This is a genomic window from Stecheria intestinalis, from assembly GCF_009696165.1.
Taxonomy (GTDB): Bacteria; Bacillota_I; Bacilli_A; order Erysipelotrichales; family Erysipelotrichaceae; genus Bulleidia; species Bulleidia intestinalis.
Genome location: NZ_VUMN01000010.1, coordinates 51,625 through 63,513, shown reverse-complemented (window position 1 = coordinate 63,513; position 11,889 = coordinate 51,625). Strand labels below are relative to the sequence as shown.

Genomic DNA, 11,889 nt, shown 5'->3' with positions numbered 1-11,889 from the left:
CGGGAGCCTTTTCTTTGACAGAACTTTCTCTCACGATTCTTCATCCTTCCCCCACTCCTTAAGAAGCGCCGTCAGAATCTGAATCAGTTCTTCCATTGCCTCTCTGTTCTTTTCTTCGGATGCTCTTCGATAGAGACTCTCCAAAGTCGCAGCCAGCTTTGCACTCTGATACCGACCTCCCATCACCTGTATCTGCTTCCCAAGAATGCTTCTGCGATAGTATTCGCCTTTCGGAAGACCGGACAGAGCGATTCTGGCTTCAACAGCCTTCTTTTCTTCATCGCTCAGCCAGAATGCAATCGTATTGCGGCGGAACCTTGCCTTTCTCTCACATGCCATGATCCTCACTCCTTTCCCTGACTACTTGCTTCCACTATGCGGTTTTTAACTTTCTTGTCCTCCTGCTCTGTCTCCATAGCACTGAGCCTGTCTGCAATTCGCTGCTGTGCGTCCATGGTGGGATGGCAGTAGGTTTCAATCGTCGTCGTAACTCTCCCATGTCCCAGCCGATTTGCGATCTCCAGTGGGCTGAATCCCATCTGCACCAGCATGGATGCGTGGGAATGCCTCAGGCAGTGCAGATGAATCTTCTTCACTCCGGATGCTTCAATACCACGCTTCATCTCATGTTCCAGATAGCTCTTCGTAATATTGGCAAAAATCCGCTTCTTCGGCGTCGGTCGATAGATCGTGGAAATATATTCCTGCAGGTCCTGCTTCAGCTCCTGTGACATGGTGATAATCCGCTTGGATGCTTCTGTTTTCGGCGGTGTCACCTTATCCTTGCCGTCCAGTCTTGCCAGCGACTTTGAAATTTCAATCACACCGTTATCGAAATCAATGTCGCCAATCGTCAGTGCCAGCATTTCTCCCAGACGCATCCCCGTCCAGAACAGAATCTTGAATGCAATCCATGAAGTCTGCTTGTCCACGATGGCATCCTCAAAGCTGTTGAATTCGTCCAATGTCCAGTATTCCATCTTGTCTGCGTGACTTTTTCCCATACTTCCTGCCTTATGACAGGGATTTGATTTCAAATCGTAGTAATTCACCGCATAGTCAGAATTGCACTCAGCTGGTTGTTGATGGTTTTCAGATACGTCGGCTTGTAGCCCTTTTCCATCAGACTGCTCTGCCATTTGCGGATTTTCGGAGCCGTAATTTCATTGAGCGGCGTATCCCCAAAATAGGGGAGAATCTTGTCTCTGACGATATATTCCTTATTCCGCATCGTCGTCTCACGGATCCGGGATTTCATATCATCCTTGTACACCTCCCAGAACTTTGAGAGCGTCATTGTGATGTCATCGGACTGCTGCAGCATAAACTGCATGTACCACTCCTCCGCTTCTTTCTTCGTCCGGAATCCGCGCTTTTGTGATTTACAGTTCTTTCCCGTATAGTCTTTCCAGCGGTACTGAATCCGCCACGTGCCATTGGGATCTCTCTTCGGTATACAGCTCATACGCTCACTGCCTCCTTTCTTTCAGCGCCATACCACTTCTCCCGGAAATACTCTGTAGGAATCTTTCCGGGAATCGTGAGATAACCTTTGTTTTTCAACTGTGCATTCATTTCCCGGAGAATCTTGTATGCCTTCCCCTGGCTGATGCCGAGCATTTGTGCAATCTCCTGTGCCGTGTAATACATCTTCTGTTCCATATGCCATTCTCCTTTCTTAAGCGTATCATTTTGATACGCTAATAATAACGTATCTTTTTGCTACTTGTCAATATCATTTTGTTGCGGTACCTAAAATCTCGTGTTATGCTCTTGATAGAAATTTTTTTACGCTGTTTTCGTATGTCTGTGTTCTTGCAGACAGGGAGGTATGCCATGACGATTGGTGAAAATATCCGGCGTCTCCGTAAAGCGCGTGGACTGACTCTGAAGGAACTCGGTGACATGATAGGCGTCAGCGAATCCTATATCCGGGCTTATGAGTCCGGCCGACGGAATCCTAAGCCAGCGTCACTTCAAACACTGGCAGACGCGCTCGGTGTCAACGTGGAAGTACTGAAAAATTCCGAAGTGAACGGAGTCTCCGCAATGCATCAGCTTTTTCAGATGTATCGGAACTTTGGTGGTGCTCTTTTTGAGACGAAGGATGACGATGGCAACGACTGTGTTGCCATTCGTTTCAACTCGCTCATGCTGATGCAGTCATGGTTCCAGCGTTATAAGAAATATGAGGAAGACATCCAGAAAGCGGACAAAATCAAGAACGTAAAAGAACGAAAAGAAGCTTTGGAAAAGGCTTATAGAGAATTTGACTGGTGGATGGATACCTATCCGGTCACCGAGCCATATCCTGAACTTTTCGAAGCCCAGAAGAAGCACGACGCGATCATGGATCAGATGGGACTCAACCCCAAAAATCCAGATTGATAACCTGGTGATAACAGGGTGCGTGTCATAAAGATCATAAACGCATCCTGTTTTCATTTCGGCCAGCCATAAATCACAGGCGGAAATCTCATAAGAATAAAGATTTGTACCCAAACTGTACCCAGAGGGCATAAAAAAATCCCTGTAAGCCTCATAGATTCAAGACTTACAGGGATTCGTGTTTTTATTCCAGCTCAATGGTTCCGGGAGGCTTGCTGGTCAGATCATACATGACACGGTTGACCCCCTTCACCTCATTGATGATCCTGTTCATGCAGGTCTGAAGAACTGCCCACGGAATCTCTGCTGCTTCTGCAGTCATGAAGTCTGAAGTAATGACTCCCCTCAGAACCACTGCATAGTCATAAGTTCTTCCGTCACCCATCACGCCGACAGACCGCATGTTAGATAATGCCGCAAAGAATTGTCCCTTGCCCATATCAACTCCGGCTTTTTCAAGTTCTTCCCGGTAGATCGCATCAGCTTCCTGAACGATCTTCACCTTTTCTTCGGTCACTTCCCCGACAATTCTGATGCCAAGTCCGGGTCCCGGGAATGGCTGGCGATAAACCAGGCTGCGCGGAATTCCAAGCTCCAGACCTACCTGGCGCACTTCATCTTTGAAGAGAGAACGAAGCGGTTCCACAATCTCCTTGAAATCCACATGATCCGGCAGACCGCCGACATTATGATGAGACTTGATCACAGCACCTTTCCCGATCCCGGATTCCACAACATCCGGATAGATCGTTCCCTGAGCCAGATAATCTACATGACCGATCTTCTTGGCCTCCTTCTCAAAGACATTGATGAATTCAGCACCGATGATCTTCCGCTTCTGTTCCGGATCTGTCACACCCTTGAGCTTATCATAGAAATACTGCTGAGCATTGACCCGGATGAAGTTCAGTTCATATGGTCCTTCCGGTCCGAATACTGCTTCAACCTGATCTCCTTCATCCTTGCGCAGCAGTCCATGATCCACAAACACACAGGTCAGCTGCTTGCCGACTGCTTTGGAAAGAAGCACTGCGCATACTGAAGAATCCACTCCTCCGGAGAGCGCACAGAGCACTCTGCCATTGCCGATCTTTTCTCTTAATTCTCTGATGGTTGTCTCCGCAAAGGAATCCATTTTCCAGTCGCCGGCGCATCCGCAGATATCAAAGATGAACGTCTTGAAGAGTTTCTTTCCTTCTTCCGTATGCACGACTTCGGGATGGAACTGAACCGCATACAGCTTTTTTTCCGGATTTTCCATTGCCGCAATCGGGCATACTTCCGTATGAGCCGCAACTCTGAATCCTTCCGGAGCTTCAGAAATATAGTCAGTATGACTCATCCAGACTGTCGAGACGTCTTTCCATCCCTTCAGAATTCCATCCGTGAAATCCGCATGAAGCTCTGTATGGCCATACTCGCTCACCGGTGCAGTTTCTACTTTGCCGCCAAGTTCATATGCCATCAGCTGGGAGCCATAGCAGATCCCGAGCACCGGAATTCCAAGGCTGAACAGCCCCGGGTCGCAGGTCAGCGAATCCTCTGCATACACACTGTCGGGTCCGCCCGTCAGAATAATTCCCTTCGGATTCATCTCCTTCAGGGTTTCAAGCGAAGTCGTGTAAGGATGAATCTCGCAGTAGACATGATTCTCGCGCACTCTTCTGGCAATCAGCTGCTTATACTGCCCGCCGAAGTCCAGAACAACAATCTTCTCGGTCACCTGTATTTCCTCCCTTTGAAAAGAATGAGAAAGCAAAAGCTTTCTCATTATAACAGAATGAATTATTCAGCCTCTGCTTTTCTCACTGCTGCCGCAATGAATTCACGGAACAGCGGATGAGCCCGGTTCGGGCGGCTCTTGAATTCAGGATGATACTGAACACCGATGAAGAAATCATCATCCTTGCACTCAACCGATTCCACCAGTCTTCCATCCGGAGACGTACCGACGATATCCATTCCATGAGCGATGAATTCTTCCCGGTACTTATTATTGAACTCATAGCGATGACGATGACGCTCCTGGATCTCTTTCTGCCCATAGCACTTCATCAGCAGGCTGCCATCCTTGATCACGCACGGATATGCACCTAGACGCATCGTGCCGCCTTTATCGATATCATCACTCTGATTTTCCATGAAGTCGATGACCTTATGTGTGCTCATCTCATTGAATTCATTGGAATTCGCATCCGCATAGCCAAGCACATCTCTGGCAAATTCAATTACCGCAATCTGCATGCCGAGGCATAATCCGAGATACGGAATATTATGCGTACGAGCATATTTCGCACTCGCAATCATCCCTTCAATGCCGCGGTCGCCGAAGCCGCCCGGAACGATGATGCCCTGCACGCCAGCAAAGATCTCCGGAGCAGTCTCTTCATTGATTCCTTCTGACTCGACCCACTTGATGCGGACATGCGCATCATTCTCATAACCGCCGTGATGCAGTGCTTCCTTGACAGAAAGATACGCATCATGAAGCTTCACATATTTGCCGACCAGTGCAATCGTCACATGCTTGGAACGATTGTGGATCCGATCAAGCATCTTGTTCCATTCTGTGAGATCAATCGTTCTAGGATTCATGTTCAGCTCACGGCAGACAATCTCAGAGAAATGCTGACGTTCCAGCATGATCGGCGCATCATAAAGCGATTCCACCGTCGTATTCTCAATCACGCAGTCCGGCTTGACATTGCAGAAGAGAGAAATCTTATGCTTGACATCTTCCGGAAGCTCGCCATCGCAGCGGGTGATGATGATATTCGGACGGACACCGGAATTCTGCAGTTCCTTGACGGAATGCTGGGTCGGCTTGGACTTGTATTCATCAGATCCCGGAATAAACGGAACCAGCGTCACATGCACGAAGCACACATCTTCTGCCGGATGCTCGATGGCAATCTGACGGATTGCTTCGATGAACGGCTGTGATTCAATATCGCCGACCGTTCCGCCGATCTCTGTGATCACCACATCGGCACCAGCCTTCTCACCGACGGAATAGATGAAGCGCTTGATCTCGTTGGTGATATGCGGAATGATCTGAACCGTCTCGCCGAGATACTCGCCGCGGCGCTCTTTCTGAAGCACATTCCAGTAGACCTTTCCAGTCGTGAGATTCGAATACTTATTCAGATCTTCATCGATGAAGCGCTCATAGTGTCCAAGATCAAGATCGGTCTCTGCACCATCATCGGTAACGAAAACTTCACCATGCTGGTAAGGACTCATCGTACCCGGATCGACATTGATATACGGATCAAGTTTCTGAGAAATCACCTTGAACCCTCTCTGCTTCAGAAGTCTGCCCAGCGAAGCAGCAGTAATTCCCTTGCCAAGTCCTGATACCACACCGCCCGTAACGAAAATGTACTTCATACTTCTTTCCTTTCTGCCTCCACAAATAAAGAGAGGCTTTAAACCCAACGGCCCTCAAGCCGTTTTTTTTATTGCCTCTCGGTACGGCTAGATTATAGACCTGTCTTCTGCGGTGCGCAACAGAAATCTGCGTGCTTGCATCATCAGTTTCCCGAAGCCTCAGAAATCGCCTGATCCAGGGATTCATCCGGCAGATAGCCGGGAATATATCCCAGAAATGAACCATCCGGTTTCAGAATAAACGTATAAGGATACCCCTGCACACCATACCGTGAAGAAACCGAGAAATCCGTGTCATAGAGAATTGTCATGGAATAGCCAGCATCCTTCATGTAGCGCTCCACATCACTCACGTTTCCTTCGCCATTATAACCTGGTGCTGCAATCAGCAGTATCACGACATCCTCTCTGGTATCATGGATTTCCTGCAGATGCGGAAGTTCCTGGTTGCAGTACCCGCACCACGTTCCGAAGAAATTCACAACTACTGTTTTCCCGCTATAATCCGTCAGCGAATGCGCATTCCCTTCCGCATCTTCCAGCGTGAAATTGTATTTTTCTGCATCCGTGCGCGTATCTGAAGACGCTTCAGCGGGCGCACCTGGTTCAGCGGAAACTTCTGTAGTCGGTTCTGCAGCAGCTGTCTGCACCTGGCTGATCTGCTGATTGGCCTGCACGAGCATATAAACACCCATTGCCAGCAGAATCGCTCCGCCGATTTTCTGCGTGTACTTCACGACATTCCGCTTCTTCTTCAGAAAGCGGAGAACTTCTTCCGTGAACAGACCAAGCAGGATGAAGATCAGCAGGAAACCCGCCGCATACGCAGCGATATAGGCATAGCCAAGCGCTCTGGAAGACGCATCTGCAGCCATCACGATCGCACTTGCCAGCAATGGCCCTACGCAGGGACTCCAGGCAAAGCTGAAGAAAAAGCCAAGCAGAAATGCACTGAGCGCATCAGATTCCTTCTTCCTGGAAGAAGGAAGCCGATGTTCCTTCATCAGAAACGGAATCTGGATCACTCCGAATTCCGTCAGTCCGAACAGAACAAGCAGAATGCCTCCGGCAATCGAGAACTGCACGCTGTGCGACTGAAAGAACGTATTCAGAATTCCGGCTCCGGCGGCCGCCAGCACAAATACGAGGCAGATGCCGAGCACGAACCAGAGCGTCATCCAGGCCGTATGTTTCCGGGCAGCCTTCGGATCCGTTTCGGTTTCTTCAGCGGTCAGATAACCGGCAAGCACCGGAATCAGCGGCAGAACGCAAGGCGAAAAGAAGGACAGAAGTCCTTCCAGAAACAGTGCAGCGATGCTGAGAGACGAAGAATTCATGCCGAAACTCCGGCCGGCAGAACTCCCATCAGTCCGAGCACCAGGATAATGACACCGAGAATGATGCGATACAGTCCGAAGATCTTGAAATCATGCTTGCGGATATACTTCAGGAAACTGCGGATCACGATCACGGAAACCACGAACGAGACAATCATTCCCACTAAGAGAACCACCGTTCCGCTCACGCCCATCGATACGCCTTCGCCCGCCATCTTGACCAGTTTCAGAAGCGAAGCACCGAACATGACCGGAATCGCCATGAAGAACGAGAACTCTGTAGCAGTTCCTCTGGAGCAGCCCATGAGCACCGAACCGAGGATTGTCGAGCCGGAACGGGATGTTCCAGGAATCAGCGCCAGCGCCTGAAAACAGCCGATCTTCGCAGCTGTGCCGTAATCCATCGCATCAATCGAATGGATCTTCGGCTTGCGGCTGCGGTTCTCGATCCAGATGAACAGAATTCCGTATACAATCAGCGCAATCGCGATCACGGTCGGCGTAGAAAGCTTTGCATCAATAAGATCATCCAGCAGCACGCCGGCAATTCCTGCCGGTATTGTCGCAATGATCACTTTAACCCACAGCTGAATCGTCTGTTTTTTCTTCTTCTCATCCTTGGCCTTGTCCCATGGATTCAGACGTCTGAAATACAGCACCAGCACAGCCAGGATCGAGCCGAACTGAATCACGACCTTATACATATTCCAGAAAGCTTCATTGCTGGCAGCGTCCTGGAACACTCTCAGCGGCATGATCGTATTCAGAAGAATCAGATGGCCGGTAGAAGAAATCGGCAGCCATTCCGTGATTCCCTGAACAATCCCGAACAGTACGGATTTGATAATCTCAATCAGCAGTGACATATCTTACTCCTTGTCCACCGGTTCATTATACTATTTTTCCTGGCCTCTTCCGCTGCTGCGGATCATTTCTGCAATCTCCGGGATTCTTTCTTCAAATGCAAGGAAATCTTTCATCCTCCAGCTCCAGTTCTGCGGGCCGACCGTGGAAGGCGTATTGATTCTTCCTTCTTTTCCAAGATGCAGAAAATCCGCCATCGGGATCACCGCCGCCTCTGCTTCGCTGTTCATAGCCACCCGAATCAGAGAATCACATGGATTCCCGCTGTCATACCCATGTTTCTGCAGCCAATTGCGGCAGGCTCTCTTTTCGGATGCGCTCTTGTCCTGATACCAGGCACGGATCGGATCATTATCATGCGTACCGGTATAGACATAGCAGTTCTCCGCAGTATGGAACTCTCTTTCCGGATCAAAGVTGAATTCCAGGATATTCATGCCCGCAAACTGATACCGGTCTCTCAGCTTCAGCACCTGCGGTCTCAGTTCGCCGAGATCTTCTGCCACGATCTTCAGGTCCGGAATCTGTTCTCTGACCAGATCCAGCAGTTCCTTTCCAGGTGCCATGATCCATGTTCCTTCTCTTGCGGTCGGGCAGGAAGCAGGAATCTTCCAGTACGTATCAAACGCACGGAAATGATCCAGTCGGACCACATCATAAAGACGAGTCGTATAGCCCAGCCGGTCGATCCAGAAGGAATAATGATGTTTCTTCAGATTATTCCAGTTATAGATCGGATTGCCCCATCTCTGTCCGTCTTCCGAGAAACAATCCGGCGGAACGCCGGCAATGAACCGCGGATGTCCATCCTTATCCAGCAGGAAGCTCTCCCGATGCGACCATACATCCGCACTGTCCAGACCCGGATAGAACGGAATATCTCCGACAATCTCCAGACCGAGATCATTGACATGCTGCTTGAGATTCTTCCACTGCAGGAACAGTTCATACTGCAGGAAGACCTGATACAGAATCTCATCCTCATACTGCTTCAGGTCCACGGAAGATTCGTTCAGAGGCAGATCCCGGAAGGCAGGATTCTCCCATTCCGGCCACGGCTTGTTTCCTTCGATCTTGCGGAACATCCGGAATAATGCATAATGCCGCATCCATTCCTGGAAACTGAATGTCATGAAGCTCAAGTCCTCCCGGAACCTGGAGAATGCTTTTCTCAGATATCTTTCCTTATAAGCACGGACTTCTTCATAGGAAATCCGATTTCTTGAAACATGGTAGTCCGGAACATGATCCAGAAGTCCCTGCTGCTCCAGAAGATCCAGTGAAAGATACAGCTCATCCATCGCAAAAGAAGAATACGGCTGATACGGAGAATTCCCGTATCCCACCGGATTCAGCGGCAGAATCTGCCAGATCGAGAAGCCTGCCCTGGCAAGATCTTCCGCAAAACGATATGCCTCCGGCCCGAAGTCACCTGACCCGAACCTTCCCGGCAAAGATGCCACCGGCATCAGAATTCCAGCTTTTTTCATAAGATGTCTCTTCCCTTTTCCAGTTTTTTCGTGTACTGTACGATCGAATTGTATCGGATTTTCACGATTCTGATGCGATTATTCTGTTGTAAACGTTTACGGAAACGTTTACAATCAAGAAGGAGGAAAATCTATGGAACTGGAAAAACAGCTGAATGATACACTCGGAAAGCCTATCGCAGAGGCAAGCAATGAGGAGCTCTATCATGCATGCCTGACTCTGGTGAAGAAGAAGGCAGAAGAAATCCCGATGACTGCCGGAGACAAGAAACTCTACTACATCAGTGCAGAATTTCTGATCGGAAGACAGCTCGGCAAGAATCTGATCAATCTCGGCATCTATAAGGAAGTCGATGAACTGCTGAAGAAGAATGGAAAATCCCTTTCCGCAGTCGAAGAAGAAGAGCCGGAGCCTTCGCTCGGCAATGGCGGTCTCGGCAGACTTGCCGCATGTTTCCTGGATTCCATCGCAACGCTGAATCTGGCAGGTGACGGCATCGGCCTGCGCTACCACTTCGGACTGTTCCGTCAGGAATTCGTGAACCGCCGTCAGCACGAAGTTCCGGATACCTGGCTTGGCGAACCATGCATTCTGAGAAAGACTGATGTCACCTTCCCGGTTTCTTTCGGGAACAGAACCGTTACCTCCAGAATGTATGATCTGGACGTTCTCGGCTACAAGACCGGACATAATACCCTGCATCTCTTTGACATCGATACCGTGGACGAATCCATCGTCCATGATGGCATCGAATTCGACAAGAAAGCCATCGAAAAGAATCTGACCCTGTTCCTGTATCCGGATGATTCCGATAAGGACGGACAGCTGCTTCGCATCTACCAGCAGTACTTCATGGTATCCAGCGCTGCTCAGCTGATCCTGAAGGAACAGAAAGCACTCGGCCATGATCTCCATCATCTGGCAGACTACGTCGCCATTCAGATCAATGATACACATCCGTCCATGGTCATTCCGGAACTGGTGCGCCTGCTGATTCAGGAAGGCATGCCATTCCGCGAAGCAGCAGAGATCGTTTCCGATGTCTGCGCGTATACAAACCATACGATTCTGGCAGAAGCCCTCGAGAAATGGCCGCTGGATTATCTCTCCGCAGTCGTTCCGCAGCTCATGCCGATCATCGGCGGTCTCGACTGGGGTGTCATCTGCGCATACAACAATAACCCGGATCTCAACATCATCGACAATCAGAACCGTGTCCACATGGCCCGCATGGACATGCATTACGGACACAGCGTCAATGGTGTTGCCGCTCTGCATACCGAAATTCTGAAGCACAAGGAACTCCGGCCGTTCTACAACATCTATCCGGAGAAGTTCAACAACAAGACCAACGGAATCACCTTCCGCAGATGGCTGTATCACTGCAATCCGGAACTTACTTCCCTGCTGGATGAATTGATCTATGATGACTGGAAAGCAGATGCTGACTGCCTTCAGAATCTCATGCAGTACTACAACGATGAGAATGTCCTGCATCGCCTGGATGAGATCAAGCATCACAACAAAGAGAAGTTTGCCGCATTCGTCAAGCGCACGGAAGGCGTTGAAATCGACCCGGACAGCATCTTCGATATCCAGGTCAAGCGCATGCACGAATACAAGCGCCAGCAGATGAATGCACTGTATGTCATCTATGAATATCAGCGCATCAAGAACGGCCAGACTCCGGCCCGTCCGATCACCGTCATCTTCGGCGGCAAGGCAGCTCCCGCATATATCATGGCAAAGGACATCATCCATCTGATTCTCTGCCTGCAGGAGCTCGTCAACAATGATCCGGAAGTCAGCCCTTACATGAAAGTCGTGATGCTGCAGAACTACAACATCGCAAAAGCAGAAGTGACCATTCCGGCAGCCGATCTCTCCGAACAGATTTCCCTGGCTTCCAAGGAAGCATCCGGAACCGGAAACATGAAATTCATGCTCAACGGCGCAGTTACCATCGGAACCAATGATGGTGCAAACGTTGAGATCCGCGATCTGGTCGGCCGCGAGAACATCTATACCTTCGGCCGTTCCAGCGATGAAGTCATCCATCTCTATGACACGAACGGATATCATGCGATCGATTTCTACAATCGTTCGGAATCCATCCGTCACTGCATCGACTTCATCACCGGTCCGGAAATGCTGAAGATCGGCGACAAGGAACTGCTGACTGCAGTTTCCGACAACCTGAAGAATAAAGACTGGTTCATGACTCTGCTGGATCTTGAAAGCTATTGCGCCGCAAAAGAAACAGCCATCTACGATTACAGCAATCGCGAGAAGTGGACGCGCATGATGCTGGTCAATACCGCAAAGTCCGGCTTCTTCTCCAGCGACCGCACGATCGCAGAATACAATCGCGATATCTGGCACCTCAAGTAATTCTGAAAAAGAGAACCTCGCCGGTTCT

The 11,889-nt window shown here is 49.6% G+C and carries 11 protein-coding genes; 2 read left to right on the top strand and 9 right to left on the bottom strand.

Going from position 1 to position 11,889, the window contains the following annotated elements:
- Nucleotides 1-30: 30 nt before the first annotated feature.
- From FYJ51_RS05755 to FYJ51_RS05745, 4 genes are read right to left on the bottom strand one after another with little or no spacing between them, the layout of a single operon-like run.
- The gene (locus FYJ51_RS05755) at nt 31-339 is read right to left on the bottom strand and encodes a plasmid mobilization protein (RefSeq protein WP_154504127.1); all 309 of its coding nucleotides are present in this window, start codon (nt 337-339) and stop codon (nt 31-33) included.
- A gap of 5 nt (nt 340-344) precedes the next feature.
- Nucleotides 345-1,004, bottom strand: coding sequence for a site-specific integrase (locus FYJ51_RS13725; protein ID WP_235897235.1), 660 nt, complete (start codon nt 1,002-1,004; stop codon nt 345-347).
- A gap of 44 nt (nt 1,005-1,048) precedes the next feature.
- Nucleotides 1,049-1,465, bottom strand: a complete 417-nt coding sequence (locus FYJ51_RS13720; protein WP_235897234.1) for a tyrosine-type recombinase/integrase — start codon at nt 1,463-1,465, stop codon at nt 1,049-1,051.
- Nucleotides 1,462-1,662, bottom strand: a complete 201-nt coding sequence (locus FYJ51_RS05745) for an ICEBs1 excisionase (RefSeq protein ID WP_154504125.1) — start codon at nt 1,660-1,662, stop codon at nt 1,462-1,464. Before FYJ51_RS05745 ends, FYJ51_RS13720 begins: the two co-directional genes overlap by 4 nt.
- Nucleotides 1,663-1,836: 174 nt before the next feature.
- On the opposite strand from FYJ51_RS05745, the gene FYJ51_RS05740 reads away from it, so the two are divergent.
- Nucleotides 1,837-2,388 (top strand): helix-turn-helix domain-containing protein, encoded by a 552-nt coding sequence (locus FYJ51_RS05740; protein ID WP_154504123.1) that lies wholly within the window; start codon nt 1,837-1,839, stop codon nt 2,386-2,388.
- 184 nt (nt 2,389-2,572) lie between these two features.
- Here the strand turns inward: FYJ51_RS05740 and guaA are convergent, their stop codons facing one another.
- The 5 genes from guaA to malQ form a co-directional block, all read right to left on the bottom strand.
- The gene (guaA, locus tag FYJ51_RS05735; RefSeq protein WP_105303191.1) at nt 2,573-4,159 is read right to left on the bottom strand and encodes a glutamine-hydrolyzing GMP synthase; all 1,587 of its coding nucleotides are present in this window, start codon (nt 4,157-4,159) and stop codon (nt 2,573-2,575) included.
- Nucleotides 4,160-4,173: 14 nt separating this feature from the next.
- Nucleotides 4,174-5,778 (bottom strand): CTP synthase, encoded by a 1,605-nt coding sequence (locus FYJ51_RS05730; RefSeq protein ID WP_154504121.1) that lies wholly within the window; start codon nt 5,776-5,778, stop codon nt 4,174-4,176.
- A gap of 143 nt (nt 5,779-5,921) precedes the next feature.
- Nucleotides 5,922-7,115 carry a cytochrome c biogenesis protein/redoxin gene (locus tag FYJ51_RS05725; RefSeq protein WP_154504119.1) on the bottom strand — a complete coding sequence of 398 codons (1,194 nt, stop codon included), beginning with the start codon at nt 7,113-7,115 and terminating at the stop codon, nt 5,922-5,924.
- Nucleotides 7,112-7,981 carry an undecaprenyl-diphosphate phosphatase gene (locus FYJ51_RS05720; RefSeq protein ID WP_154504117.1) on the bottom strand — a complete coding sequence of 290 codons (870 nt, stop codon included), beginning with the start codon at nt 7,979-7,981 and terminating at the stop codon, nt 7,112-7,114. The genes FYJ51_RS05725 and FYJ51_RS05720 overlap by 4 nt, the downstream gene beginning before the upstream one ends.
- A gap of 30 nt (nt 7,982-8,011) precedes the next feature.
- Nucleotides 8,012-9,469, bottom strand: coding sequence for a 4-alpha-glucanotransferase (malQ, locus tag FYJ51_RS05715; RefSeq protein ID WP_154504115.1), 1,458 nt, complete (start codon nt 9,467-9,469; stop codon nt 8,012-8,014).
- Nucleotides 9,470-9,602: 133 nt separating this feature from the next.
- Here malQ and glgP point away from each other — a divergent pair, with 133 nt between their 5' ends.
- Nucleotides 9,603-11,861 carry a glycogen/starch/alpha-glucan family phosphorylase gene (gene glgP / locus FYJ51_RS05710; RefSeq protein WP_105303186.1) on the top strand — a complete coding sequence of 753 codons (2,259 nt, stop codon included), beginning with the start codon at nt 9,603-9,605 and terminating at the stop codon, nt 11,859-11,861.
- The last annotated feature ends 28 nt before the right edge of the window (nt 11,862-11,889 follow it).